Raw genomic sequence first — 24,359 nt, 5'->3', positions numbered from 1 at the left:
CGGCCGCCGGATCTCGCCACTACTTCACCTGCCTCACCTGCGTCATCTCCTTCACCTGCCTCACCGCGTCCAGTAGGCGATGTTGCGGAAGCGGGCCTCGGCGCGGCCGGAGCCGTGGTGGTAGACGCCGTTCTTGAAGTAGCGGGTGGCGGGGCCCCGGTCGGCGACCGTCAGGACGAGGGAGTCGTCGAAGTAGACCTTGACCGTGCCGGTCCCGGCGGTCGCCTGGTGGGCGATCTTCACGTTGAACCAGGTGTCGTACGCGTCGGTCCTGAGCACCGTGCCGTCGTAGCGCCGCACGGTGCCGCCGCCGGTGTCGTAGACGTTGAGCATGATGTCGGTCGCCGGGGTGCCGGAGGGGTGGACGCCCCGCAGGATCTGGACGAAGGACGCGCCGTCGGTGCCGGACGGCAGGTAGACGTCGGCGTCCCACATGCGGTTGCCGGTCGTGTAGTCGACCTTCCAGCGCATCTCGGTGCGCGGGTCGGTGGAGCTGCCCTCCTCGAACGGCTCGTCGGTGGCGTACACCCACATGCGGTGGACGCCGTCGCCGGCGGTGTGCCGGTCGCCGAGGTCGAGGTTCCAGGGCTTCTGCCAGCTGTACGTGAACGAGGTCCGCGTCCAGCCGTCGGTCGGATCGGCGGCCGGGGCCGCCGTCGCGGCGCCGGCGGACGCGGGCGGCAGGGTGAGCGCGGCGCCGCCGGCCAGCAGGCCGGCCCCCGCCCGTAGGACGGTTCTCCGGTGCATCACGTGTTCCCTTCCAGTGGCTTCCAGTGGGGGATGGACGAACTCAGAGAGTCAGGAACATGCCAGCAGGCAAGCTCAATACATCGGAGGAGTCAAGGGCTCTGCGACATGTCCGGGCCATTGACAGCCACACGAGGCCTCCCTAGGTTCCCGATACACCCGATGTATCGATGACCCGTCAGGTCTGGAGGACGATGATGACCTCGCAGTCGGGGGAGCGCTCCCCCCTGCCCCGCAGAGCCGTGATCGGCACCGCGCTGGGTGGTGCGGCAGCCGCGGCCCTGCCCGGTAGGGCCCACGCGGAAGAGTCCTTACCGGCGGTGGAGTCCGCCGCCGGTCCGGTGCCGGCCGCCCGGGCACGCCCGTGGAGACTCCGCTCCGCCATGGACACCGACCGCGCCTGGGCCGGGTTCCTGCGCGAGCAGGATCTGCGGTGGACCAGGCTGCCCACCCGCTGGTACGAAGGTCCGTTCCTCGGCGACGGACTGCTCGGCAGCATGGTCTACCAGGAGCCGGGCGCCAACCGGATCCGCTTCACGGTCCAGCACGGCCGCGTCCAGGACCACCGGCCCGAGTTCGGCAGCGGCTGGGGCACCTGCCGCCTGCCCGTCGGACACCTCACGCTGGATCCGGTCGGCGCCATCACCGCCGTCGACTGGCGGCTGAGCCTGTGGAACGCCGAACTCACCGGCACCGTCACCACCACCGCCGGCACCCTCACCCTCTCCGCCCTCATCCACGAAGAGGTGCTGGCCGCCCGGGTGACGGCCACCGGCGGCGAACAGGTCACCTGGACCTTCCACCCCGAGGAGGCCCTCAGCCCCCGCCGCGTCCAGGAGGCACCGCCGGCCGGCTACACCGCCAACCCGCCCTGGACCACCCGGACCACCGCCGACGGCACCGAGCAGGTGCTCCAGCCCCTCACCGGCGGCCAGACGGCCACCTCGTACCGCCGCACCGGTAACGACCTGCTGCTCAGCGTCGGCCACAGCTCACCCTCCACCACCGCCGCCGAGACCGCCTCGCTGCGCAACCTCCGGCGCGCGGCCTCGTACCGCACGCTGAGACGACGGCACACGGACTGGTGGCACGCCTTCTACCCGAAGAGCTTCGTCTCCTTCCCCGACCAGCGGCTGCTGAGCTTCCACTGGATCCAGCTCTACAAGGTCGCCTCCGCCAGCCGCGCCGGCGGTCCCGTCATGGCCACCTCGGGGCCCTGGCTGGAGCCCACCCCCTGGCCGGCGGTGTGGTGGAACCTCAACGTCCAGCTGGAGTACTGGCTCATCCATGGCTTCAACCACCCGGAACTCGACTCGCTCGCCACGACGCTGCGGCAGAACCAGGAACAGCTCGCCGCCAACGTGCCGGCCGCCTACCGCGTGGACAGCTCCGGCGTCGGCCGCAGCTCCGACATGTTCGCCGACCGGGCGGTCGGCCGGCCCGGAAGCGGCGCCGAGACCGGCGACCTCACCTGGGCGCTGCACAACGTGTGGCTGTCCTACCGGCACTCCATGGACGAGTCCCTGCTGCGCGACACGGTCTTCCCGGTGCTGCGCCGGGCGATCAACTACTACCTGCACTTCCTCACCCCGGGCAGCGACGGCAAGCTGCACCTGCCGAGCACCCTCTCCCCCGAGTACCCGGTCGTGCCCCCGCAGGACACCAACTACGACCTCGCACTGATCCGCTGGGGCTGCCGGACCCTCCTCGACTCCGCCGAACTGCTCGGCATCGACGACGAGTCGGCCCCGCGCTGGCGGGAGGTACTGGCCAGGCTCACGCCGTACCCGGTCGACGCCAACGGCTTCATGATCGGCGCCGACACCCCGTACGCGCAGTCCCACCGGCACTACTCGCACCTGCTGATGGTGTATCCGCTGTGCCTCGTCAACTGGGACCAGCCGGAGAGCCGGGAGCTGATCGCGAAGTCGCTCGTCCACTGGCACGCGCTGACCGGCGCCCACCGGGGCTACAGCTACACCGGGGCCGCCTCGATGTACGCGACGACCGGCGACGGCGACACCGCGATCACCTATCTGCGGAAGTTCTTCGACCCCACCACCCGCTACCCGTGCCAGGCCAACACGCACTACACCGAGGCCGGTCCGGTCATCGAGACGCCGCTGTCCGCCTCGCAGTCCCTGCACGACCTGTTCTGCCAGAGCTGGGGCGGTGTGATCCGGGTCTTCCCGGCCGTCCCGTCCGCCTGGGCGGACGTCACGCTGCACGACTTCCGCACCCAGGGCGCCTTCCTGGTCAGCGCCGTCCGCGAGGCGGGGACGACCCGGTTCATCCGGATCAAAAGCCTGGCGGGCGAGCCGCTCAAGCTCCGGCACGGCCTCGGCGGAGCCCTCACCGTGCTGCTGGACGACGGCACCCGGGCCCGCACCCACGACCTGGGCGACGGCGTGCTCTCCATCGACCTGCCCCGGGGCCGCGAGGTGCTGGTCCATTCCGGCTCCCGGCCCGACCTCGTCATCGCGCCCGTCGCCGTGAGCGAACCGGGTGCGGCCTGGGGACTGCCGTAGCGCCCGTCCGCCGGCCCGCCCGTCCTCAGGTGACGGGCAGTCCGTAGGCCCGGTCGAAGTGCTGGGCCACGAGGTGTCCGGCTCCGTCGCAGGAGAGCTGCCAGTCGTTGACGCCGGTCTCGCGGCCGTCGGTGAAGTTCCACAGCAGGCGGCCCGAGGCGGTGTCTATCGCGTAGAAGCCGTTCTTGTTCTCGAAGGCCGGAACGTGGACGGCGTGCGCCCCCACCGCGATCGGGTGGTCGACGTTGATCCGGGGGGTCTCGCAGAACCAGCGCCGGGAGCCGTTCGCCGCGTCGAAGGCGTGGACGCCGTAGGGGTCGGTTCCGGTGGCGTAGACCGTGTCGCCGGCTGCCCCGAGGGAGGCGAACATGCCGCGTTCCGCCTTCGCCTTCCAGCGGAGCTTTCCGGTGTCGAGGTCGAGGCCGATGAGCTCGGAGCCGATGGCGAAGACGGTCCGGCCGAGTACCGCGAGACCCGGCCGGAGGTCGTAGCCGACCGGGTGCCGCCAGCGCAGGCTGCCGCCGTCGCGGGTGTAGCGGACCGAGACGTTGCGCAGTCCGTCGGCGTAGACGAAGTAGTCGGAGGTGACGACGGGCTGGAGGGGGATGCCGACGTCCTCGGGGTCGATCGGTATGACGAGGGCCCGGCGGGCCTCGAGGTCGACGCCGAAGACCGTGCTGGTGGAGGTCGCCACGCCCTGTTCCGCGGACCGGCGTTGCAGCTTGGCGCCGAGGACCGAGACGGCGTAGCCGTCGTAGCCGCCGAGCAGTTGGTCGAACCGGAAGTCCTCGCCGAAGTCGAGGGTGAACCGCTCGGCGCCGTCGGCCGGGTCGACGCCGATCAGCGTCGCCCCGGTGCCGAGCGCGACCGCGGCGCCGTGGACCAGCAGGACGGGGCTGGGCGAGAGGCTGATGCCCTCGTACACCCACTTGGGTCGGGCGCCGTGCTCGAGGTCGAGGCAGATCATGTTGCCGGGGCGGGCCTTCAGCAGGGCCGTGCCGTCGTGGAAGACGGCCGGGGTCTGGAGCAGCGGGCCGCCGCGGTAGACCCAGGCCGGTTCGGGGGCCGGGCCGAGCCGGGGCGCCCGCTGCCCGCCGGTCCTGCCTCGGGTGACGAGGGCCGTGGCCCCGACGAGGGCCGCGCCCGCGGTCATGCCGAGGAGGGCGCGCCGGCCGACGCCGAAGCGTTCGGGGGCGCGGCGGTGCGCGGGGGCGACGGAACGTTCCGGCACCGGTTGCGCCGGGGTGTCCGGGGCCTGCCGTCCCGGCGGCCCGGCGGTGGGCCGCACGCCACCGGCATCCCCGGCTCCACTGTCTCCACCCGCGGCGCGGTCGCCCACGCCGCCGGCTCCGCGTGCGCTGTCCGGGTCTGCCGCGCCGGCTCCGGCGTCGGCGGTGTCGTACGCCGGTCTCTCCGCCGGGGACCGGCCCGGCTCGCATCCGCCGTACACGGGCGTCTCGGGGGCGGGCGCGGGGGCGCCGACCGGGGCGACCGGGGGTCGGGCGGGGGCCAGGGTCCGCGCGAGGCGGTCGAGGTCCTTCGCCGCCGTCCGGCGCTCGGTGACCATGGCGGCCACGCGCGCGGGCAGCCAGCCCTCCGTCAGCCCCTGTTCGGCGCCGCCGGGCGCGCAGGCCGCGGAGAGCCGGTCGGGGCTGATCCGAAGGCCCGGGTCCTTGGCGTGACAGAGGCTGATGATCTTGTCCAGCGGTTCGGGCACCAGGGACAGGTCGGCCGAACCGTGGACCACCTGGTAGAGAAGGGCGGCCGCCGCGGCTCCACCGAACGGCGGGTGTCCGGACGCGGCGAACGCGAGCACCGAGCCGAGGCAGAAGACGTCTCCCTCCGGTCCCACCGGATCGCCGGTCGCCTGCTCGGGACACATGTAGTCGAGGGAGCCGAACAGGGCCCCGGAGCCGGTGAGTTCGTAACCGTCCCGGGCCCTGACGATGCCGAAGTCGATGACGCGCGGACCGTCCGCGGCGAGCAGCACGTTGGACGGCTTGAGGTCGCGGTGCACCAGCCCCTCGGCGTGCACCGCGATCAGCGCCTCGGCGACGCCCGCGCCCAGCGCGAGCACCGTCTCCACCGGCAGCGGCCCGTGTGCGGCGACCGCCTCGGCGAGGGTGGGGCCGGGTACGTAGGCGGTGGCGAGCCATGGCGTCTCGTCGTCCGGCGCGGCGTCCACCACGGATGCCGTGTACACGCCGCCGACCGCCGCCGCGGCCGCCACCTCGCGCCGGAAGCGGATGCGGAAGTTCTTGTCCTCGGCCATCTCGGGACGGATGACCTTGACCGCGACGGGCCGGCCGGCCGACGACGTGGCCAGATAGACCCGGCCCATGCCGCCCGCGCCGAGCCGGGCCACCGGACGGTACGGCCCTAGCTGCTCGGGATCCTCTGGGCGCAGTGGTTTCATGCCCTCGGCCGCCTGTTCTCGGTGGTACGGGCGGGAGTCCCGCCCACGCCGCGGGGGAAGGCCCTGTGGGGGGTCTGGCAGCAGACTAGAGGCTGCGGTGGCGGACGCGAGCACTTCGCGGCAACCGCGGCGCATCCCCCGGAGGGAACAGTTCCGCCCTACTCCTGCCCCGCGACGGCGAGATGACGGCGATGTGACATGGCGTCAGGGGTCGGGTGACACGTGCCCGCCCTGCGGGAACGATGCGCGATGAGCAACAGCGGAGCGACAGGTGTAGGAGGAAACCACCGACGCGGGCACAGACCTCCGATGTGCCGAAGGTCACCCGTGTTCCCGGCGACCGCCGGACCTACCGCGGGTCTTCGGCGGCGGCCGCGCAGGTGATCTCGTCCCGTAGGGTGTAGTGGGTGCGGAACGGCTCCCGCCGCACTTCCCTGCCGTCGTCGGAGAAGACCCGGTCGACGGTGACGTCGAAGCCCTCGAGCGGGGTCTGGGGCACGCACTTCTCGTCCGTGCTCACCTTCCGCTCCGGCTGTCGCACGTGGGTGCGGGGCCCGGTGACCGACTTGATCTCGTCGTACTTCCTGGTGCCGAGGAAGGTGACGGTCACCGAGGTGTCGGTGGCCTCGGCCTGGATGTAGAGGGCGTGACCGGAGTCGTTGGCGAACTTCAGGTCGAGGCTGCCCCAGGCGACCGTCGCCTCCCGGCCCTCCGGGTAGCGCTCGATGTAGAAGGAGTGGGCGCCGTACTCCACGGGCTTGACGCCGGCGAAGAACATCGCGTTGAACATGGTCGTGGCCACGGTGGAGACACCGCCGCCGGGCGCCTTGGTGAACTCGCCGTCGAGGATCATGATGCCCTCGCCGAAGCCGTTGGCCTCGGTGCGCTGACCCACGGTCCGGTTGAAACTCCAGGTCCGGCCGGGCAGCACGACGGAACCGTTGATGAGCCGTGCGGCCCGTCCGATGTTCTTCGTGCGGTACGCGGCCGGTTCGAAGTGGACGGTGAAGGAGGACAGCTTCTCCGTCAGCCCCAGCCGCGCCGCGCTGTCACGGGTGACCTGCGGCTGGGTCCGCCGCGCGGCCACCTCCCCGGTACGGGCCGCTCCGCCGGACCGGGTGAGCAACGGCAGCACGGCCTTGCCGAGCGCCTTGTCGGTGATCTGGACGCCGGTCCGGGCGTCGTGGGCCACCACGACCCGGTCGCCGTCCAGCCGCAGGGCGGCGTTCGCGGCGGTGGTGGTGACGCCGGCCAGGGGGCGGGCCACCGAGGGGGCCGCGCGCAGGCCCTTGTCGTCCAGTCTCGGTACCAGCCGGCCGGCGTCGTCCGGCCGCATCGTCAGATGCTCGCCCAGCACCTTCTGCCCGATGGTGAGCCGCTTGCCGCCGGTGGTGAGGGTGACGGGCGCCGACATGGCCGGCCGCGCGAACTCGCGCACCGCCCGCCCCACCTCCTGCGCCGTGACCTTCGGCCGGGTCTCGCGGGCGGGCAGGACCGTGACCGCGTCCGCCGCCCCGCGCAGGAAGGAGGTCTTCAGGGCGCCGACGGCGGCGTTCACGTCCAGTGCGTAGCCGGTCTGCGGGGCGACCTGCTGGACCCGGCCGTCGGCGAAGCCGACGGCGCCCTCGCGGACCTTCTGGTCGAGGGTCTTCGCCAGGGTCCCCAGAGCGGTGCGGGCCTTGTTCTCGTCGAGGTGCACGACCGGCTCCTGGGCACTCCCCGAGCCGAAGAGCCCGCCGACCATGGCGACCGGGTCGGAGCCGACGCGGGCCGCCCGGTCGACCGTGCGCTCGGCGTCGAAGGTGAGTCCCGCCTGGCGCGGGTCGACGGTCCCGCTGCGGGCCCCGACCCGTACGGTCAGCTCCCGCGAGCCGGCCGCCGTCAGGTGCTCGTCCAGCTTGCGGACGGCCTCCGCACGGCTGAGGCCGCCGATGTCCACGCCCCGCACCGTCGTGCCCGCCTCGATCTGCCCGCCCGTGATCAGCAGCCCGGCCAGGTACAGCGCGCCGACGCCGACGGTCAGCGCACCGCCCGCCAGGGCGAGGGACGGCACGGAGGCTGTTCGAGGACGCATGGGACTCCTGGACGGACGATCGGTCGGTGATCCGCCCCGCTGCGCGACACCGCACACACCACGGCGCCGAAACACAGGGGGAAGCGTCCCAAGCTACCCATAGCGCGCGTTGAGCTCATATGTCCCAGAACACCTATGTTCCGGATCACTTCCGTCGCGGGGACACCTGCGCCGTGTGGACGTCCGGCCCAGGGATGCCGGTACGGAGGCCCGCGCGGAGGCGGTGAGGAGGCCCGGACGCAGGCGGTGAGGAGCAGTGCCCGCGGCGGGACTCTCGAGGCCGCCACGAGCACCTTCCAAGGGCTCCTGAATAACCTGCGTGTGGGCTCGCCGGAGTACAGCGACGTGGCTACTGGGCGCACGTTCTGGATCGACGTCCACGCCGGGATCAGCACCGACATGACCGACTGCGTCGCCAGCCCCATCCGCGAGTTCACCGCGCGCTGACCACCCCCAGCCCGACCGCGTCCCCGTTCGAAAGGCAGTGCGCACATGTCAGACCGAACCGCCGCATCGACCCCGAGCGGTCCACCGCAGCGCCGGGCCCCGCTCCCCTCGCTCACCGGCCTCAGATTCGTGGCGGCCCTGCTCGTCTTCCTCTACCACACCTCGTACCTCGCCGGACCCCTGCGGCCGACCCTGCCGATCAGCTTCTTCGCCGATCCCGACATCGCGCAGCCGGTGGCCGACTTCTTCCTGCCCGCCGGACGCATCGGGGTGTCCTTCTTCTTCGTGCTCAGCGGCTTCGTCCTGACGTGGTCGGCGACGCCCGGGGACCGGCCCACGGCGTTCTGGCGGCGCCGTGCCCTCAAGATCTACCCCAACCACCTCGTGACCTTCGCCCTGGCCATCTGGCTGTGGGCGTCGGCCACCCCGCTGCACGCGTGGCTGGCGAACCTCTCCCTGGTGCACGCGTTCAGCAACCGGCCCGACACCGCGATGAGCGTCAACTTCCCTTCCTGGTCGCTGTGTTCAGAGGTGCTCTTCTACGCGCTGTTCCCTCTGTTCATCGTCGTGGTACGCCGGATCGAGGAGCGCAGGCTGTGGCTGTGGGCCGCCGGCATGGTCGTCGGCGTGGCGGCCATGGCGGTCGTGACGAAGCAGTTCATGGCCGGTGGCGCCAAGAGCCCCTTCGGGGATCTGACGGCCAACCAGGAGTGGTTCGGCTACGCGTTCCCGCCGCCGCGCCTGTTCGAGTTCGTGCTCGGCATGCTCCTGGCCCGTATCGTCGCCGCCGGTCTGTGGCCGCGCATCGGCCTGCTGCCCTCGGCCGCCGCCTTCGCCGTGGGCTACTGGGCCGCGCTCACCGCCCCCGACCCGTACAACTTCAGCCTCACCACGGTCGTCCCGATCGGCATGATCCTCTGCGCCGCGGCCACCTCGGATCTGCGGGGCGACGGCGGCTGGCTCACCAGCAGGCCCATGGTGCTGCTGGGCAACATCTCCTTCGCCTTCTATCTCCTCCAGGGTCTGGTGGTCTTCTACGGCCGGCCCGAGGTACTGGGCAGCCGTACCTACGACACCGTCCCGGCGCTGGGCATGCTGATCCTGCTCCTCGCCGTGAACGTGCTGGCCGCCTGGCTGCTGTACACCCTCGTGGAGAACCCGGTGATGAAGCGCTGGAGCCGCGGCAGGAAGCAGCGGTCCCCGCAGACCGCGCCGCGCGACACGCAGCCCGTGTCGGCCGGCGAAACGGTGTGAACCGCACTGCCCGGTCAGCGCCCGTCCCCCGGGCGGTGACCGGGCAGTGGTGTGTCCCGGGCGGCGAGGCCCCGGGACAGCACATGAATCGTCCGGTGTCACGACCTCTCTCGTTCAAGTGGCGGTCAAGAAGTTCTGTGGTGGCGTCCTGAAGAGTCGCGTGGAGAGCCGAAACGACGCTCTTCGTCCGGGAAGACGCGTCCGGCGGCCACGCATCCTCGAACTAGGAGCCGCTTCATGCTGACCCTCGACCTCTCCACCCGTACCGCGCTCGTCACCGGGTCCACCGCCGGTATAGGCAAGGCCACCGCGCAGCAGTTGGCCACCGCCGGCGCCCAGGTCTACGTGAACGGCCGCACCGAGGAACGCGTGCAGACCGCCATCGCGGAGATCCGCAAGTCCGTGCCCGACGCCGACCTGCGGGCCGCGCCCGGTGACGTGGCCACGGCGGAGGGCGTGCGGGAGATCATCGAGACGCTGCCGGACACCGACATCCTCGTCAACAACGCCGGCACCGCCGAACTCAGCCCCTTCGCCGAGCTGTCCGACGAGAGCTGGCAGCGGCTGTGGGACCTCAATGTGATGAGCGGTGTGCGGCTGTCGCGCCACTACGTCACGGGGATGGCCGACCGCGGCTGGGGCCGCATCGTCTTCGTGTCGAGCGAGTCCGCGCTCAACGTCCCGCCGGGGATGGTGCACTACGGCGCCACCAAGATCGCCCAGCTCGGCATGGCCCGCGGTCTCGCCGAGTCCTACCCGGCCTCCGGCGTCACGGTGAACTCGGTGCTGCCCGGCCCCACCCACTCCGAGCTGACGGAACGGTACTTCGCCATGCTCCAGGAGCAGCGGCCGGACGCGACGCTGGAGGAGCTCGAGGGCGAGCACCTCCAGAGCAACCACCCCAACCTGCTGCTCGGCCGCTTCGCCGAATCGCAGGAGGTGGCGAACCTCATCGCCTACCTGGCCTCGCCGCTCTCCACCGCCACCAACGGCGCCGCACTGCGCGTGGACGGCGGCGACATCCGCAACGTCACCTGAGCCGCGCCCGGTCCCGGGGGCGGTCAGGCGCCGAGGGGTCCACCGTCCGGGTCGGTCGTCGGCGTGGCCACCTCTGCCGCGATCCGGCGGTAGGCGGCGCGGGCCTGGACGATCCGGGCGAGCACGGTGCCGACGAGCGTCGCGGCGCACAGGCAGGTGAGCCAGAAGGTGTCACGGTGGCCGGCCCAGGTGAGCGTGCCCGCGGGCGGGACGGCGAATCCGTTGAGGGTCAGCCAGCACAGAACGGCCGTACCCGGGGCCGCGGTGAAGCGGGCGCACAGTCCCAACAGGGCCGCCAGGAGAGACAGGGCGGCCAGCGCGAACCCGGGGCGGTCCGAGCCCACCAGCATGTTGTGCACGGCCACCAGGACGAGCGCGCCGCCGAAGGCCGTGGCCCACACCACCGGGGTGGAGACGGGCTGGGGCACGGGCCGGGCGCCGGCCCGGAGGGACACCCACTCGATCATGCCGCACGCTTCCTTCCGGTCCTGCATGCCCCCGAAACGCCCGGCCGCCACGGCAGCGTGGACCTGGGCACGTATTCTCCCACCCGGCCGTCGAGCGCAGCGTGTACCCCTATGAGGAGACCTCGGCCGGGTTCAGGGGTCTGGTCGGCCAGTCGAGCAGTCGGGCGCCGATGACCGCGGTCTGCAAGGTGTAGCGGTGGGCGGGGTCGGTGGGATCGGTGCCGGTCAGCGTGTGGATGCGGGCCAGGCGGTAGGTGAGCGCCCGCACGCTGAGCGAGAGCCGCCGGGCCGTCGCGGCGGCCACACAGCCGGTGTCGAAGTACGCGGTGAGGGTGTCGAGCAGGGGCTGTGCCCCGCCGCGCGCCCGTTCCAGCGGTCCCAGAGCGCTCTGCACCAGGTCCACCAGTGCCTGCCGGTCCCGGGCCAGGACGGGGAAGACCAGCAGGTCCAAGGCGCGCAGCAGCGGCTCGTCGAGGCCCATGCGCTGGGCCACGTCCAGGGTGTTGAGGGCCTCTTCGTAGCTGTGCCCGATACCGACCGGGCCCGGCCTGGGCCGGCCGATGGCGACCTGGGCCCGGCCCGCGGCGGCGCGGGCCTGCTGGGCGAAGTGGATGAGGACCTCGTCCTGGTCGGCGGGGGCGATGCACACCATCCGGCCGTCCTTGGTGGTGAACAGGATGCGGCGGTTCTCGAAGCGGCCGTACAGCTCGTCCGCCACCTGCCGGGGAACGGGGTCGGTCTCGTCGTACCTCTCCGGGCCCTCGGCCACCGCGACCGCGTGGGCGCGGGACAGCCGTAGGCCGAACCGTTCGGAACGGGCGGCGAGTTGGCCGGCGGGCCCGCGCCCGTGGAGCAGGTCGTCGATGAACTCGCGGCGGGCCGCCTCCTCTTCGCGGATCACCAGCCGCTGTGCGCGCTCGTAGCCGTCGGCGAAGGCGTCCACGGCCTGTTCGACGACGGCGAGGACGCTGTCGGGATCGGCGTCCCGTGGACGGCTCTCCCGGCCGGCCGCGAGATGCGCGCGGACCAGACCGCGCCAGCCGCGTCCGGCCTCGGCCGCCCGTGCGCCGAGCGCCCGGCGGGACTCGATCTCGTCGCGGGTCAGCCTGCGGCCCGTGGTCGCGGCGTCCGCCAGGATCCGGTCGAATCCGTCGAGGAACGGCTCGGGCGCGTGCGGGCCGGTCATGGTCTCCCCGTTCGGATGAAGCATGGTCGGACACATGTTCCCACCGAACGGTACGGCGGCGGAGTGCCCTTGGGTGCGTCCGGCGGGCTGCGGGGCCGCCCAGGGCCTGTCGTTCGGATCAGGTCGGCCTGACCGACGGTGCCCTGTCGGCGGGCCCTACGCCGACCGTACGGTCACGGCATTTCGTCGGGCCCTCGGACGGCGGCGTGCGCCGGGGGCGACGTCGTCCGCCGTCCTCGCGCCTCGCATCTCCGCTTGTCAGAGCCTCTGTGCGGGCACTACTGTCACCACGCCTCGGTGAACGGGAAATCCGGTGTGATGCCGGTGCGGCCCTCGCCACTGTGATCGGGAAGTCCGGCTCCGGCCCTCGCGGGCAGCCACTGGGTCCTTGGGACCCGGGAAGGCGGAGCACGGGCGGTGGTACCCGTGAGCCAGGAGACCGGCCAAGGCACGTCAACCATCCACGAGGTGCTGGAGAGGGTCTGCTCAGCCATGCACATAGCCGAGGGTTTTCTGCCTCCGGCGCATGCGATCGCCTGGGGCGTCGCATCCGCGCCATTCGTCGTCCACGGAGTACGGTCACTCACCCGTGAGGTCAAGGAGAATCCCGAGAGCACCCTGCTCCTCGGCGCCTCCGGAGCCTTCACGTTCGTCCTGTCCGCGCTGAAACTGCCGTCGGTGACCGGGAGTTGCTCGCACCCCACCGGCACGGGGCTCGGCGCCATCCTGTTCCGGCCGCCGATCATGGCGGTGCTGGGCACCATCACCCTGCTCTTCCAGGCCCTGTTGCTCGCCCACGGCGGCCTGACCACGCTCGGCGCCAACGTCTTCTCCATGGCCGTCGTCGGGCCCTGGGCCGGTTACGCGGTCTACCGGCTGCTGCGGCGGTTCGACGTGCCGCTGATGGTCACGGTGTTCTTCGGCGCGTTCGTGGCCGACCTGTCCACCTACTGCGTCACCAGCGTGCAGCTGGCGCTCGCCTTCCCGGACCCCAGCAGCGGATTCCCGGGCGCGCTCGGCAAGTTCGGCTCCATCTTCGCCGTCACCCAGATCCCGCTCGCGGTCAGCGAGGGGCTCCTCACGGTGTTCGTGATGCGGCTGCTGACCCAGTCCAGCAAGGGTGAACTGACCAGGCTGGGCGTGCTCGTGCCGACCGGCCGGACCAAAGCCGATGCCGACGCCGGGACCGAAGGCGACGCCGATACCGACGCCGGGACCGGTGCCGGGGCGGTGGCCCGGTGAGCCGTAACGCGAAGATCAACGCCCTGCTGCTGTTCGTGGTGGCCGCGCTGGCCGTCCTGCCGCTGGCCCTCGGGCTCGGCGACCACAAGGAGGAGCCGTTCACGGGCGCCGACACGGAGGCGGAGACGACGATCACCGAGATCCGGCCGGACTACGAACCCTGGTTCTCACCCCTGTACGAACCGCCGTCCGGCGAGATCGAGTCAGCCCTCTTCGCCCTCCAGGCGGCCCTCGGCGCGGGGGTCCTCGCCTACTACTTCGGTCTGCACCGGGGGCGGCGGCAGGGCGAACTCCGGGCCCTGGCCCAGCGGGACGCCACGGGGGAAGCCAAGGGGGACGCCGACGCCAAGGTGTCCGAGAGCGCTCAGAGGTCCGAGAGCGCCTCCGACGCGTCCGCTCCCGAACGGACCTGAGCCCGCGTGCTGCCGATCGACGCGGCGGCGCACAGCAGCCGCTGGCGCCACCGCCACCCCGTGGACAAGGCCGTGCTCGGACTGGGCCTCACCGTGCTCGCCATCTCCCTGCCGCCCTGGCCCGGTGCGGCCCTGGTCCTGGTGACGGCGCTCGTCATCCTGCTCGGGCCCGCGGGTGTGCCGCGCCGGCGGCTGTGGCGCGCCTACCGGGTACCGCTGGGCTTCTGCGTCACGGGCGCACTCACCCTGCTCGTCCAGGTCGGCGCCCCGGACCGGTTCGTCGCTCTCGCCGACGACGGCCCGGTGCGCGCCGGGGAGCTGCTGCTGCGCACCTCGGCGGCCTCCCTCGGCGTCCTCCTCCTCGCGTTCACCACCCCGATGTCCGACCTGCTGCCCCGCCTGGTCAGGGCCGGGGTGCCCGCGCCCGTCGTGGACGTCGCGCTGGTGACGTATCGCATGAGCTTCCTGCTGCTCGACTCCGTGCGCCGGATCCGGGAAGCCCAGGCGGCCCGGCTCGGGCACACCTCCCGGGCCGCGGAGTGGCGTTCGCTGGCCGGGCTCGGCGCCACCGCGTTCGTCCGCACCTTCGACCGGGCGGCGCGGCTCCAGGACGGACTCGCCGGGCGCGGCTACGACGGCACCCTGCGCGTCCAGGTGCCCGAGGCCCGGGTCTCCGTCCGCTTCACGGCCGCCAGCGCGGTCCTCTTCGCGGCCCTGGCCGCCCTCACCTTCGTCCTGCAATCCGTACTGGAAAGGCCGCTGCCTTGAGCGAGCCCGCACTGGTGGCCCTGCGGGGTGCCTCCTTCGCCTACGAGGACGGCCCGGCCGTGCTCAGCGGCCTGGACTTCGAGGTCCACGCGGGGCGCGCGCTCGCCCTGCTGGGCCGCAACGGCAGCGGCAAGACCACGCTGATGCGGCTGCTGAGCGGTGGACTGCGGCCGGGCGACGGCGAGTTGAGGGTCGAGGGCCGCCCGGTGACGTACGACCGCAAGGGGCTGACCCGGCTGCGTACGACCGTGCAGTTGGTCGTCCAGGACCCGGACGACCAGCTGTTCGCCGCGTCCGTCGCCCAGGACGTGTCGTTCGGACCGCTGAACCTCGGCCTGTCCGACACCGAGGTGCGGGCCCGGATCGAGGAGGCGCTCGCCGCCCTGGACATCACCGCCCTCGCCGACCGGCCCACCCATCTGCTCTCCTACGGGCAGCGCAAGCGCACCGCGATCGCCGGCGCCGTCGCGATGCGGCCCCGGGTGCTGATCCTCGACGAGCCGACCGCCGGGCTCGACCCCGACGGCCAGGAACGGCTGCTCGCGGTCCTCGGCCGGCTGCGCGAGTCCGGCACGACCGTGGTCATGGCCACCCACGACGTCGACCTGGCCCTGCGCTGGGCCGACGACGCGACCCTGCTCACCCCGTCCGGCGCGCGCACCGGGCCCGCCGCCGCGACGCTCGCGCGCACGGACCTCCTCCGGCAGGCGGGCCTGCGACTGCCCTGGGGCATCGCCGCCGCCCGACTGCTGCGCGCCCAGGGGCTGTTGACCGACACCGCCGCGGGCCCGCGCACCTCGGAGGAACTGGCCGCGCTGACCGCGACGCCCACGCCCGCGCTCCCCGCCGAAGGCTGACGCCCCTGACCGTGTCCGGGGGTGGTCCCGACGCCGGGGCGGCGGTGGCCCGCGGAAGGGCGCGCGGGGATCCGCCCCCGAGCCGCGCCTCTTCGCCGGACGTGCGGCAGCCGGGTCACCTCACCGCCCTGCGGCCAGGTCACCTCACCCTGCGGCGCGCCTTCAACGGCACCGACGGCAGCTCCGGCGCCGGCAGCGGAGCGCCGCCGTACCCTTCCACCTCCCCGAACCGGCCCCCGGCCGGTCCGTCCGTCCAGTCCTGCCGGGCCCGGACGATGTCCTCGTGCGAACGGCCGATGAAGTTCCACCACATGACGATCTCCTCCTCGAACGGCGGACCGCCGAGGAGGATCGTGCGGGCCGGGGCGGTCGAGTCGTTGGTCAGGGTGAGGTGGGTGCGGCCGGGGTCCAGGCAGCCGAGTTCCGCGGGCCGCAGCGCGGTGTCGGCGAAGCGGACCTCGCCGGTGTCGACGAGCAGGCCGTGTTCGAAGGCGGGGTCGACGGCGAGGGTGAGTTCCGCGCCCGGCTCGAGGACCAGTTCGGCGCCGAGGAGCGGGGTGAACGTGCGGACCGGGGAGGTGGAGCCGGCCAGGGAGCCCAGGAAGACCCTGATCTCGGCGCCGGGCACGCCGACCGGGGCGGGGGCGTGGTGCTGGAAGTCCCGCGGGGCGTCGCGGTGTTCGTCCGGGAGGGCGACCCAGAGCTGGACGCCGTGCAGGACCGTGGTGCGCGGGGTGGAGACCTCCGAGTGGGCGATGCCGTGTCCGCCGGTCATCAGGTTGAGCTCGCCGGGACGCACGAAGGCGTGGCTGCCCAGGCTGTCGCGGTGCTCTATCTCGCCGGTGAACAGCCAGCTCACCGTCTGAAGACCGATGTGCGGATGCGGGGCCACGTCCATGCCGCCGGTGTCGGCGACGTCGTCGGGGCCGTAGCTGTCGGCGAAGCACCAGGCGCCGATGAGGCTGCGCGTACGCTGCGGCAGCGTCCGTCGTACGGTCATCGCCCGGGGGCCGCCCAGCGGGACGTCTCGCGGGGTGAGTACCTCGACCTTGCTCACCGTGGGCACCTCTCGTTCCTGCGGTCCGACCATGAATGGTTTGATATTCAACTATGACTCGACGGATCTTCATAGACAAGCAGAGCCCCCAGGCCTACCACGCACTGGTCCAGACGTCCGAGGCCGTGCGGGCGACCGCCGCCGACGCCGGCCTGGAGCGCACCGTCGTGGAACTGATCGATCTGCGCGTCTCGCAGCTCAACGGCTGCGCGTTCTGCCTCGACCTGCACACCAGGGCCGCCCTGCGCGCGGGCGAGGACACCCGGCGGCTGGGCGTCCTCGCGGCCTGGCGGGACACCGATCTCTTCAGCCCCCTGGAGCGTGCCGCCCTGGCGCTGGCCGAGGCGACCACCGTGCCGTCCGACGCCGCCGCGCAGGAGACCGCGTACGCCGACGCCCTGGAGGTTCTCACCGAGGACCAGATCTCGGCGGTGATCTGGGTGGCGGTCACCATCAACGCCTTCAACCGGGTGTCCATCCTGAGCAAGCACCCGGTCCCGCGACGCTCCGTGCGCTGAGGCCGGTTGCCAGGTGCCGGGGCCGGTAAGAATCGACTGGCCCGACGCACACCGACCGCTTCGCCCGTGGAGGACCGCCCATGCCCCGTCCCGTCGCCCCCGACGGCCCGGAGTCCGTCAACGCCGACGCCTGGCAGGCCTACGCCACCCACCACCTGGGGCGCGGCACGGTCCTGGCGGAGGCGGAGCGGATCGACTGGGGGTTCCCGGACGCGGGTCCGGACGAGGCGTTCCTCGGGGAGCTGGCGGGCCGGCGCGTCCTGGACCTCGGCTGCGGCCCGGCCCGGCACGCCGCCCGGCTCGTCCGCGCCTACGGGGCCAACGTCGACGCGGTCGATCTCGCGCCGGGCCAGATCGCGCGGGCCCGTGACCGGTACGGCTCGCTGCCCGGGCTGCGTCTGCTGCACGCCGACGCCGTCGAGCACCTGCGCACCGCGCGGCCGTACGAGGTGATCTACTCCGTCAACGCCGTCCCGTTCATCGACCCGCGGCGGCTGTTCCCCGCCCTGGCGACCGCGCTCGCTCCCGGTGGGACGCTGTGCTTCTCGGTGCTGCACACCAACTCCAGTGGCGAGGGCCCCACTGCGGAGCTGGTGGCGCGGCCGGAGACCCTGCGGTTCGCGGGCGGCGGCGAGACGACGGTCCGGATGTGGGTGCCCACCACCGAGCGGTGGGAGGACCTGCTCACCGCACACGGGCTGCTTGTGGAGGACGTGGTGCCGGTGACGTCGCCGGATCCCGCCAACCGGGCCGCCTACCGGGTCTTCCGGGCCCGGCGCCCCCTGCGCGTCACCGCCCGCCCCCGCACCGGTCTCCCGCCCGTCGCGCATGCGGCGGTCGGCGTCGGCGCCATCCTGCACGGGCCGCGGGGACTGCTCCTGGGCCGTCACCGGCGGGGCACCTGGGAGCTGCCCGGGGGCACGGTCGAACCCGGGGAGTCGCTCCAGGAGACGGTCGTGCGGGAGCTGCGCGAGGAGACCGGGCTGCGGGCGGACCCGTCGAAGGTACGCCTGCTGGGCACCCTGCTCGACCGGGTCGAGGGTGTCGTGCGGATGACCGTCGGCGCCGTCGTCACCGACTGGGAGGGCGAGCCGGCCGACCAGCCCGGGGAGAGCGTCGGCGACTGGCGCTGGTACTCCCTGGACCACCTGCCGCCGTCCCTGTTCGTGTGCAGCGCCCAGTCCCTCACCGCCTGGCGTCCGGACCTGCCGATCGACCACGCCCCGGCCCACTTCACCCCGTTCGCCGCGTAGCACAAGAGGCGGGACGGCGCGGCCGAACGGCGGTGAATGCCACCCGGAATCGTGCCTTTCATCACCCGTTCTCATGGATTTCCCGCCCACCCCCCTGGCGGGAGTTCCCGCAGGTCATGAGAAAGTTGCGGCCCGAACTACCCAGGGGGGTCTGTGACACGACATCAGAAGCGGTCCGGGGGGCGCAGAAAGCCGGTGACGCTGCTCGTCGCGCTCGGCACCGTGACCGGGGCAGCGCTCGCGGGGGCGGCCCCGGCCGAAGCCGCGACCTGGACCACCGTGGCGGCGGGCGTGGCGTACCGGCAGTACGACCTGGCGGGGGCCGCCGGGACGACGCATGTGCATGTGCTCAGCGTCGATCTCACCAACACCCATGTGCGCCTCGGGCTGTTGTACCCGGGGGCGGTCGCGTCCCGCGCGGCCGTCTCCTCGCTGGCGAACAGCCAGAAGGCCGTCGCCGGCATCAACGGCGATTTCTTCAACATCAGCGAGACGCAGCACCCGGGCGTCGCGGCGACCGGGGCGAGCGTGGGGCCGGCGGTCGTGAACGGGAAAGCGCTCAAGGGCGCGGTCCCGAACGCGCAGCGGTTCGGGCCCGCGCTGCCGCCGGGCACGAACACCAAGGCCGTGGTCGGTGTCGGCACCGACGGCAAGGCCCGGGTGGACAGCCTGTCCCTCAACGGAACGGTCGGCGTCCTCGGACGGCGGCTGCCGCTGGGCGGCGTCAACCAGTACGCGCTGCCGGAGAACTCCATCGGCGCGTACACCTCGGACTGGGGCAGCGTCTCGCGCAAGCGGGCCACCTGCGGCACGGACATTGAACGGGCCGCGGCGTGCAGCACCAGCACCTACGAGGTGACCGTCAGGAAGGGCCGGGTGGTGTCGACGTCGACCGCGCCCGGCAGCGGCGCCATCACGACCGGCACCACGGTCCTCGTCGGGCGGGAGGCGGGCGCGGCGCGCCTGAAGACGCTCGTCAGGGGCCAGGCGGTGGCGGTCCGCTACGGGCTGACGGCCGCGTCGAGGTCGGCGTACAGCTTCGCCGTGGGCGGCTACCCGGTCCTGTCGGGCTCCCAGCCGCTGTCCGGTCTGGACAAGTCGGTCTCGGCGGTGCGTACGGCCGTGGGCATCGGCAACGGCGGGAAGCGGGTGTACCTGTTCGCGCTGGACGGTGCCACCGCGTACCGCAAGGGCCTGACGATCGCCGAGGTCGCCTCCGCCCTGAAGAGCCTCGGCGCGACGGAGGGCTTCAGCCTGGACGGCGGCGGCTCGTCGACCCTGGTGGCCCGCCCCGCGGGCGCGGCCAAGGTGACGGTCCGCAACCACCCGTCCGACGGGTACGAGCGCCCCGTGGCGAACGGCATCGGGGTCTTCACCAAGTAGTCGCCCAGGTCATGGGTGACCCCGCAGCGGCCTCACGGTCGAAGGCCGCCGACGATGTCGGCCGTCGCCGTGAGGCCGCTGTGGATGGTGGGGGCCAGGTCGGTGCCGGCCAGAAGGAACCCGAGCAACAGGCAGACCAGCGCGTGGGAGATCTTCAGCCCGCCGTTGCGCGTGAAGATCACCGCCAGGACCAGCAGCAACAGCACCGCGGAAATCGAAATGGCCACCGTCAACCTCCTCCGATACGTCCGTTTTCACGGCATTCGGCCGCAAGTGTGGCGTAACGGAGGGTTCATCCGTGCGGCTGACCTGTCCGCCGAACGAGTGGTGTCAGACGGGTGCGCTACGCCGTCCGGTGGGCGTCGAGGAATGCCTCCAGGCCCGCCAGGTCGTCCGTGTTGAGGTAGTCGACGTCGGCGGCGAGGAGTTCGGCCCACAGCGCGTCCCGGGCGGGGCCCGCGAGATCGGGCGTGGCCCAGAACCGCACCTGCTGGCCGCGCGCGTGGGCCGCGCCGACGATGCTCCGCAGCTTCTGCCGTTCCGCCTCGGGGAAGGCGCCGACGCCGAGCCAGGTGAAGTTGAGCGTCCAGTTGTCGCTGATCAGCGAGGCGAACGAGGACGCGGAGGTGCCGAGGTCGGTCAGTCGGCCGTCGTAGAAGGCCCGGCGGACGCTCTGGGCCTCCATGGGCGTACGGGCCGCGCGGTCGCCGGAGATGACGGCGGTCACCGGTCCGGAGTGGACACGGCCGTGCGCGTAGGTGGTGAACAGACCCTTGTGGCGCTTGAGTTGACGGTCGAGTTCGAGATACGTCGAGGAACCCTCGGTCTTGATGTCGATGAGCAGCTGCAGGGGCTGCCGGTACCCCCGGTACACGGAACCGTGGTTGGCCTTCACCCGGGCGGCGAGCGGGGCGAGGTAGAGCGACTCCAGGGTGCGGGTGGGGTCGAGCTGGTCCGCCGAGTGGGCGATGAGGAGTTCGCCGTCGACGAGGAAGATGTCGGCCTCGACGCTGCCGAAGCGATGGTCGAGGGCGTCGAGGAGGGGGCGGGGATGCTCGTAGTCGTTGTGGGCGTGGGCGCGCCGCAGCGGGCGGGGGCCGTGCTTTCGGCCATCGGCGAAAGCGCTGCCGGCGGGTGGGGCGAGCACCGCGGCGACGGTGGCGCCGAGGCCGGTGAGAACTCTGCGGCGGGTGACGAGGGACATGTCGTTCCTCCCTGTGGGGCGGGTCGGGACCACAGGGAGTATGAGGCTGCCCGCGCGGCAACGAACCTGTACATGCCAGGAGTTGGCCGGACCGCCGTCGCTTGTTCACTCCTTCCGGCCAACGGCACGAAAAAGCCCGCCCCAGGTGGGGCGGGCTTCATCGGCTGACGGTCAGGGGGCGCGCAGATCGACGAGCTCGGCCACGGCGGCCCGGTGGGCGCCCGCGCTGCCGTAGGCGATCGAGTCGGCCTTGGCCCGCTTGAGGTACAGGTGGATCGGGTGCTCCCACGTCATGCCGATGCCCGCGTGCAGCTGGAGCGCCTCCTCGGCGGCGTGCACGGCGACCCCGGCCGCGTAGGCCTGGGCGACGGCCACCGCGATGTCGACGTCCGCACCGCCCGCCAGCGCGTCGGCCGCGCCCCGGGCGACGGCCCGGAGGTTGACGACCTCCAGCCAGAGCTGGGCCAGCCGGTGCTTGAGCGCCTGGAAGCCGCCGACGGGCCGGTTGAACTGCTTGCGCTCCTTGAGGTAGCGCACGGTCTCGGTCAACGCCCAGTCGGTGAGCCCGAGTTGCTCCGAGGCGAGCAGTCCGGCCCCGGCCCGCAGAGCACGGCGCACGGCGGGTTCGGCGTCGCCGAGACGGCGTCCGGGAGCGTCGGCGAAGGCGAGCGCGGCGAGCGGACGGGTGAGGTCGAGGGACACCTGCGGGGTGACGGTCACGGCGGCCGCGTCCACCGCGTACAGGCCGCCGTCGTCCGCGGGCACCAGCAGCACGTCGGCGACGGCCGCGTCCGCGATCCCGGACAACTCGCCCCGGAGGAGGCCTCCTTCGACGTGTACGGCCCGGACGGTGGCCCCCGGCGCGGCGTGCAGCCCGACCGCCAGCGCGCCGATCGTCCGCCCGGACGCCAGCCGGCCGAGCAGTTCCTCGTCCCCGACGGCCAGCAGCGCCTCGGTGGCGACGACGGCGCTGGTCAGGTACGGCACCGGGGCGACGGCACGCCCCAGCTCCTCCAGCACCACGGCGACTTCGCGATGGGTGGCGCCCTGGCCGCCCAGCGCCTCGGGCACCAGCAGGCCGGCGAGGCCCATGCCGTCGGAGAGCGCCTTCCAGGCCGCGAGGTCGTGCGGCGCGTCCGACTCCGTACGCGCGATGACCCCGGGCGCGTCGCAGTGGTCGGCGAGCAGGTCGCGGACGGCGGCGCGCAGCGCCTCCTCCTCCTCGGAGTAGAGAAGATCGGGCTGTGCGCTCATCGGGCCAGGTCCTTCCAGGCGACGTCCTTGTCGGTGCGCGGCTCGGACGGAAGGCCCAGGACGCGCTCGGCGACGATGTTCAGCAGGACCTCGCTGGTCCCGCCCTCGATGCTGTTGCCCTTGGAGCGGAGGTAGCGGTATCCGGCGTCCCGGCCGGTGAAGTCCACCAGCTCCGGGCGGCGCATCGTCCAGTCGTCGTACAACAGGCCCTCCGCGCCGAGGAGTTCGACCTCCAGGCCGCTGATCTCCTGATTGAGCCGGGCGAACGCGAGCTTCATGCCGGAGCCCTCGTAACCGGGCTGGCCGGCGACGAGCTGCTGGCGCAGGCGTTCGCCGGCGAGGCGCGCGGCCTCGGCCTCGACCCAGAGCTTCAGCAGTCGCTGGTGCAGGTCGTGGGTGCGCAGCTCGGGCCGCTCGCGCCAGGTCTTCGAGACCGGGCCGATCATGCCGCCCTCGCGGGGCAGCCGCATCCCGCCGATGGCGACGCGTTCGTTGTTCAGCGTGGTCTGCGCCACCCGCCAGCCGTCACCGACGTCACCGAGGCGGCGGGAGTCGGGGATGCGGACGTCGGTGAGGAACACCTCGTTGAACTCGGCCTCGCCGGTGATCTGGCGCAGCGGCCGGACCTCGACGCCCGGGTCCGTCATGTCGCAGAGGAAGTAGGTGATGCCCGCGTGCTTGGGCACGTCCGGGTCGGTGCGGGCGATGAGGATGGCCCAGCGGGCGACATGGGCGCTGGACGTCCACACCTTCTGGCCGTTCACGACCCAGCCGCCCCCGTCCTCGCGGACGGCTCGGGTGCCGAGCGCGGCCAGGTCGGAGCCGGCGCCGGGCTCGCTGAACAGCTGGCACCAGACCTCCTCGCCCACCCACAGGGGCCGCAGGAACCGCCGCTTCTGCTCCTCGGTGCCGTACTTCAGGATCGTCGGCGCGGCCATGCCGAGGCCGATGCCGAGGCGCCGCGGGTCGTTGTCGGGGGCGCCGACGGCCGCCAGTTCGGCGTCCACGACGGCCTGCAGGGAGCGGGGCGCGCCCAGTCCGCCGAGGCCCTCGGGGTAGTGGACCCAGGCGAGTCCCGCGTCGAAGCGGGCCTTGAGGAAGTCCGTCGGATCGGTGTCGGCGGGCGGGTGCGCGGCCAGCAACTCCGCTGTGCGGCGCTTCAGTTCGGCTGCGTCGGTCATGCGGCGGCTCCGTTCTGCGGTACGACGGCGACCCGGCCGGTGGTGACGCCGTCGCCGACCCGCTGCACGGCGGCCGCGGCCCCGTCGAGCGGGACGCGCTCACTCACCAGCGGCCGGATCGCGCCCCGGGCGGCCAGGTCGGTGAGCTGCTCGTGGCAGTGCTGGACCAGCTTCGGGTTCTTGGTGTTGTACAGGCCCCAGTGCAGGCCGAGGATCGAGTAGTTCTTGACGAGGGCGTGGTTCAGCCCGGGGCTCGGGATGGTCCCGCTCGCGAAGCCGACGACCACGATCCGGCCCTCGAAGGCGACGACCTTCGTGGACTGGGTGTAGGCCTCGCCGCCCACGGGGTCGTAGATCACGTCGGCGCCCCGGCCGCCGGTGGCCGCCTTCACGGCCCCGACGACGTCCTCGGCCCGCCGGTCGATCACCACGTCGCAGCCCAGCTCCCGGGCCACGGCGGCCTTCTCGGCGCCGCCCACGACGCCGATGACGGTCGCGCCCGCCGCCTTCCCGAGCTGCACGGCGGCGCTGCCGACCCCTCCGGCGGCCGCGTGGACGAGCAGCGTCTCGCCGGCCTCCAGGCGCGCCCTGCGGTGCAGACCGAACCAGCCCGTCTGGTAGCCGATGTGCAGCGCGGCGGCCTCGGCGTCGTCCAGCGACTCCGGCGCGGACAGCAGAGCGGCCTCGTCGGCGACGGCGTACTCGGCGAAACCGCCGTACGGCAGGGCCGGGTTGGCGATCACACGACGGCCGTCCTCGGTCTCGCCGCAGATCTCCACCCCAGGCGTGAACGGCAGCGGGGGCCGTACCTGGTAGTGCCCCCGGACCATCAGCACGTCCGGGAAGTTGATGTTCGCGGCACGCACCCTGAGCAGGACCTGGCCGTCGCCGGGCGTGGGCCGCTCCACGTCCTCGAGCCGCATCACCTCGCTCGGCTCGCCGTTCTCGTGCACCTGCCATGCCTGCATGCGGAGCCTCCACGGGACTGCGTCGTCCGACCGGCTTTCCGGCCGGGTCGATTCGCATACTAAGCGGTCGCTTGCCTGGAGGGAACAGGCGATGGCCGGAGAGT

At 72.6% G+C, this 24,359-nt stretch carries 21 protein-coding genes and 1 riboswitch; of the genes, 10 read left to right on the top strand and 11 right to left on the bottom strand.

Translation table 11 applies throughout. The features are described from left to right. Nucleotides 1–60: 60 nt before the first annotated feature. Nucleotides 61–747: a polysaccharide lyase family 7 protein gene (locus tag ACIRPU_RS05790; protein ID WP_403862154.1), complete on the bottom strand. Its 687-nt coding sequence runs from the start codon at nucleotides 745–747 to the stop codon at nucleotides 61–63. 197 nt (nucleotides 748–944) lie between these two features. Here ACIRPU_RS05790 and ACIRPU_RS05785 point away from each other — a divergent pair, with 197 nt between their 5' ends. Then, on the top strand, nucleotides 945–3,275 hold the full coding sequence (locus ACIRPU_RS05785) for a glycosyl hydrolase family 95 catalytic domain-containing protein (RefSeq protein WP_403863534.1): 2,331 nt from the start codon (nucleotides 945–947) through the stop codon (nucleotides 3,273–3,275). 25 nt (nucleotides 3,276–3,300) lie between these two features. Here ACIRPU_RS05785 and ACIRPU_RS05780 read toward each other — a convergent pair whose 3' ends face one another. Next, a complete protein-coding gene (locus ACIRPU_RS05780) occupies nucleotides 3,301–5,691 on the bottom strand; it encodes a PQQ-binding-like beta-propeller repeat protein (protein WP_403862151.1) in 2,391 nt (796 codons plus the stop codon). A 349-nt stretch (nucleotides 5,692–6,040) separates the two neighbouring features. Beyond that, complete coding sequence (locus tag ACIRPU_RS05775) at nucleotides 6,041–7,765, bottom strand: VanW family protein (RefSeq protein ID WP_403862148.1); 1,725 nt, start codon at nucleotides 7,763–7,765, stop codon at nucleotides 6,041–6,043. 492 nt (nucleotides 7,766–8,257) lie between these two features. On the opposite strand from ACIRPU_RS05775, the gene ACIRPU_RS05770 reads away from it, so the two are divergent. Further along, on the top strand, nucleotides 8,258–9,466 hold the full coding sequence (locus ACIRPU_RS05770) for an acyltransferase family protein (protein ID WP_403862145.1): 1,209 nt from the start codon (nucleotides 8,258–8,260) through the stop codon (nucleotides 9,464–9,466). Between the two features lie 237 nt (nucleotides 9,467–9,703). Then, nucleotides 9,704–10,504, top strand: coding sequence for an SDR family NAD(P)-dependent oxidoreductase (locus ACIRPU_RS05765; RefSeq protein ID WP_403862142.1), 801 nt, complete (start codon nucleotides 9,704–9,706; stop codon nucleotides 10,502–10,504). A 23-nt stretch (nucleotides 10,505–10,527) separates the two neighbouring features. Here the strand turns inward: ACIRPU_RS05765 and ACIRPU_RS05760 are convergent, their stop codons facing one another. Both ACIRPU_RS05760 and ACIRPU_RS05755 read right to left on the bottom strand, forming a co-directional pair. After that, complete coding sequence (locus tag ACIRPU_RS05760; protein ID WP_403862139.1) at nucleotides 10,528–10,971, bottom strand: hypothetical protein; 444 nt, start codon at nucleotides 10,969–10,971, stop codon at nucleotides 10,528–10,530. A gap of 109 nt (nucleotides 10,972–11,080) precedes the next feature. Further along, nucleotides 11,081–12,157, bottom strand: a complete 1,077-nt coding sequence (locus tag ACIRPU_RS05755) for a PucR family transcriptional regulator (protein WP_403863531.1) — start codon at nucleotides 12,155–12,157, stop codon at nucleotides 11,081–11,083. 250 nt (nucleotides 12,158–12,407) lie between these two features. After that, a riboswitch (cobalamin riboswitch) is annotated at nucleotides 12,408–12,620 on the top strand. 29 nt (nucleotides 12,621–12,649) lie between these two features. Here ACIRPU_RS05755 and ACIRPU_RS05750 point away from each other — a divergent pair. Genes ACIRPU_RS05750 through ACIRPU_RS05735 form a run of 4 tightly spaced genes read left to right on the top strand, consistent with a single transcriptional unit; the run spans nucleotide 12,650 to nucleotide 15,437 of the window. Further along, nucleotides 12,650–13,399 carry an energy-coupling factor ABC transporter permease gene (locus tag ACIRPU_RS05750; RefSeq protein WP_403863528.1) on the top strand — a complete coding sequence of 250 codons (750 nt, stop codon included), beginning with the start codon at nucleotides 12,650–12,652 and terminating at the stop codon, nucleotides 13,397–13,399. Continuing rightward, a complete protein-coding gene (locus ACIRPU_RS05745) occupies nucleotides 13,396–13,812 on the top strand; it encodes an energy-coupling factor ABC transporter substrate-binding protein (RefSeq protein ID WP_403862137.1) in 417 nt (138 codons plus the stop codon). Before ACIRPU_RS05750 ends, ACIRPU_RS05745 begins: the two co-directional genes overlap by 4 nt. A gap of 6 nt (nucleotides 13,813–13,818) precedes the next feature. Then, the gene (cbiQ, locus tag ACIRPU_RS05740; protein WP_403862135.1) at nucleotides 13,819–14,580 is read left to right on the top strand and encodes a cobalt ECF transporter T component CbiQ; all 762 of its coding nucleotides are present in this window, start codon (nucleotides 13,819–13,821) and stop codon (nucleotides 14,578–14,580) included. Next, complete coding sequence (locus ACIRPU_RS05735) at nucleotides 14,577–15,437, top strand: energy-coupling factor ABC transporter ATP-binding protein (RefSeq protein ID WP_403862132.1); 861 nt, start codon at nucleotides 14,577–14,579, stop codon at nucleotides 15,435–15,437. The genes cbiQ and ACIRPU_RS05735 overlap by 4 nt, the downstream gene beginning before the upstream one ends. Before the next feature lie 139 nt (nucleotides 15,438–15,576). On the opposite strand, the gene ACIRPU_RS05730 is transcribed toward ACIRPU_RS05735, so the two are convergent. Then, entirely contained in the window at nucleotides 15,577–16,527 is a 951-nt protein-coding gene (locus tag ACIRPU_RS05730; RefSeq protein ID WP_403862129.1) for a pirin family protein, read from the bottom strand. Between the two features lie 20 nt (nucleotides 16,528–16,547). Between ACIRPU_RS05730 and ACIRPU_RS05725 the strand changes: the two genes are divergently transcribed. From ACIRPU_RS05725 to ACIRPU_RS05715, 3 genes are all read left to right on the top strand, one after another. Continuing rightward, nucleotides 16,548–17,012 carry a carboxymuconolactone decarboxylase family protein gene (locus ACIRPU_RS05725; protein ID WP_384110498.1) on the top strand — a complete coding sequence of 155 codons (465 nt, stop codon included), beginning with the start codon at nucleotides 16,548–16,550 and terminating at the stop codon, nucleotides 17,010–17,012. A gap of 80 nt (nucleotides 17,013–17,092) precedes the next feature. Beyond that, nucleotides 17,093–18,265 (top strand): bifunctional class I SAM-dependent methyltransferase/NUDIX hydrolase, encoded by a 1,173-nt coding sequence (locus ACIRPU_RS05720; protein WP_403862126.1) that lies wholly within the window; start codon nucleotides 17,093–17,095, stop codon nucleotides 18,263–18,265. A gap of 153 nt (nucleotides 18,266–18,418) precedes the next feature. Further along, complete coding sequence (locus ACIRPU_RS05715; protein ID WP_403862123.1) at nucleotides 18,419–19,648, top strand: phosphodiester glycosidase family protein; 1,230 nt, start codon at nucleotides 18,419–18,421, stop codon at nucleotides 19,646–19,648. A 32-nt stretch (nucleotides 19,649–19,680) separates the two neighbouring features. Here the strand turns inward: ACIRPU_RS05715 and ACIRPU_RS05710 are convergent, their stop codons facing one another. The 5 genes from ACIRPU_RS05710 to ACIRPU_RS05690 form a co-directional block, all read right to left on the bottom strand. After that, entirely contained in the window at nucleotides 19,681–19,875 is a 195-nt protein-coding gene (locus ACIRPU_RS05710; RefSeq protein ID WP_355709235.1) for a hypothetical protein, read from the bottom strand. A gap of 116 nt (nucleotides 19,876–19,991) precedes the next feature. Beyond that, nucleotides 19,992–20,852, bottom strand: coding sequence for a phosphatidylinositol-specific phospholipase C/glycerophosphodiester phosphodiesterase family protein (locus ACIRPU_RS05705; protein WP_403862120.1), 861 nt, complete (start codon nucleotides 20,850–20,852; stop codon nucleotides 19,992–19,994). Nucleotides 20,853–21,023: 171 nt separating this feature from the next. Further along, on the bottom strand, nucleotides 21,024–22,106 hold the full coding sequence (locus ACIRPU_RS05700; RefSeq protein WP_403862117.1) for an acyl-CoA dehydrogenase family protein: 1,083 nt from the start codon (nucleotides 22,104–22,106) through the stop codon (nucleotides 21,024–21,026). After that, a complete protein-coding gene (locus tag ACIRPU_RS05695) occupies nucleotides 22,103–23,287 on the bottom strand; it encodes an acyl-CoA dehydrogenase family protein (RefSeq protein ID WP_403862115.1) in 1,185 nt (394 codons plus the stop codon). The genes ACIRPU_RS05700 and ACIRPU_RS05695 overlap by 4 nt, the downstream gene beginning before the upstream one ends. Further along, nucleotides 23,284–24,255: an NADPH:quinone oxidoreductase family protein gene (locus ACIRPU_RS05690; protein WP_355709227.1), complete on the bottom strand. Its 972-nt coding sequence runs from the start codon at nucleotides 24,253–24,255 to the stop codon at nucleotides 23,284–23,286. Before ACIRPU_RS05690 ends, ACIRPU_RS05695 begins: the two co-directional genes overlap by 4 nt. Between the last annotated feature and the right edge of the window lie 104 nt (nucleotides 24,256–24,359).

It is taken from the genome of Streptomyces sp. NPDC102259, from assembly GCF_044766465.1.
Lineage (GTDB): Bacteria > Actinomycetota > Actinomycetes > Streptomycetales > Streptomycetaceae > Streptomyces.
This window is presented reverse-complemented; position numbering and strand designations above follow the sequence as displayed.

Excerpts from the sequence above, each read along its gene's own strand:
- ACIRPU_RS05770 (WP_403862145.1), top strand. The coding sequence starts at position 8,258 with ATGTCAGACCGAACCGCCGCATCGACCCCGAGCGGTCCACCGCAGCGC.
- ACIRPU_RS05785 (WP_403863534.1), top strand. The coding sequence starts at position 945 with ATGACCTCGCAGTCGGGGGAGCGCTCCCCCCTGCCCCGCAGAGCCGTG.
- ACIRPU_RS05765 (WP_403862142.1), top strand. The coding sequence starts at position 9,704 with ATGCTGACCCTCGACCTCTCCACCCGTACCGCGCTCGTCACCGGGTCC.
- ACIRPU_RS05750 (WP_403863528.1), top strand. The coding sequence starts at position 12,650 with ATGCACATAGCCGAGGGTTTTCTGCCTCCGGCGCATGCGATCGCCTGG.
- ACIRPU_RS05780 (WP_403862151.1), bottom strand. The coding sequence starts at position 5,691 with ATGAAACCACTGCGCCCAGAGGATCCCGAGCAGCTAGGGCCGTACCGT.
- ACIRPU_RS05755 (WP_403863531.1), bottom strand. The coding sequence starts at position 12,157 with ATGACCGGCCCGCACGCGCCCGAGCCGTTCCTCGACGGATTCGACCGG.
- ACIRPU_RS05760 (WP_403862139.1), bottom strand. The coding sequence starts at position 10,971 with ATGATCGAGTGGGTGTCCCTCCGGGCCGGCGCCCGGCCCGTGCCCCAG.
- ACIRPU_RS05695 (WP_403862115.1), bottom strand. The coding sequence starts at position 23,287 with ATGACCGACGCAGCCGAACTGAAGCGCCGCACAGCGGAGTTGCTGGCC.
- ACIRPU_RS05690 (WP_355709227.1), bottom strand. The coding sequence starts at position 24,255 with ATGCAGGCATGGCAGGTGCACGAGAACGGCGAGCCGAGCGAGGTGATG.
- ACIRPU_RS05790 (WP_403862154.1), bottom strand. The coding sequence starts at position 747 with ATGCACCGGAGAACCGTCCTACGGGCGGGGGCCGGCCTGCTGGCCGGC.
- ACIRPU_RS05705 (WP_403862120.1), bottom strand. The coding sequence starts at position 20,852 with ATGTCCCTCGTCACCCGCCGCAGAGTTCTCACCGGCCTCGGCGCCACC.
- ACIRPU_RS05700 (WP_403862117.1), bottom strand. The coding sequence starts at position 22,106 with ATGAGCGCACAGCCCGATCTTCTCTACTCCGAGGAGGAGGAGGCGCTG.
- ACIRPU_RS05775 (WP_403862148.1), bottom strand. The coding sequence starts at position 7,765 with ATGCGTCCTCGAACAGCCTCCGTGCCGTCCCTCGCCCTGGCGGGCGGT.
- ACIRPU_RS05730 (WP_403862129.1), bottom strand. The coding sequence starts at position 16,527 with ATGGTCGGACCGCAGGAACGAGAGGTGCCCACGGTGAGCAAGGTCGAG.
- ACIRPU_RS05725 (WP_384110498.1), top strand. The coding sequence starts at position 16,548 with ATGACTCGACGGATCTTCATAGACAAGCAGAGCCCCCAGGCCTACCAC.
- ACIRPU_RS05720 (WP_403862126.1), top strand. The coding sequence starts at position 17,093 with ATGCCCCGTCCCGTCGCCCCCGACGGCCCGGAGTCCGTCAACGCCGAC.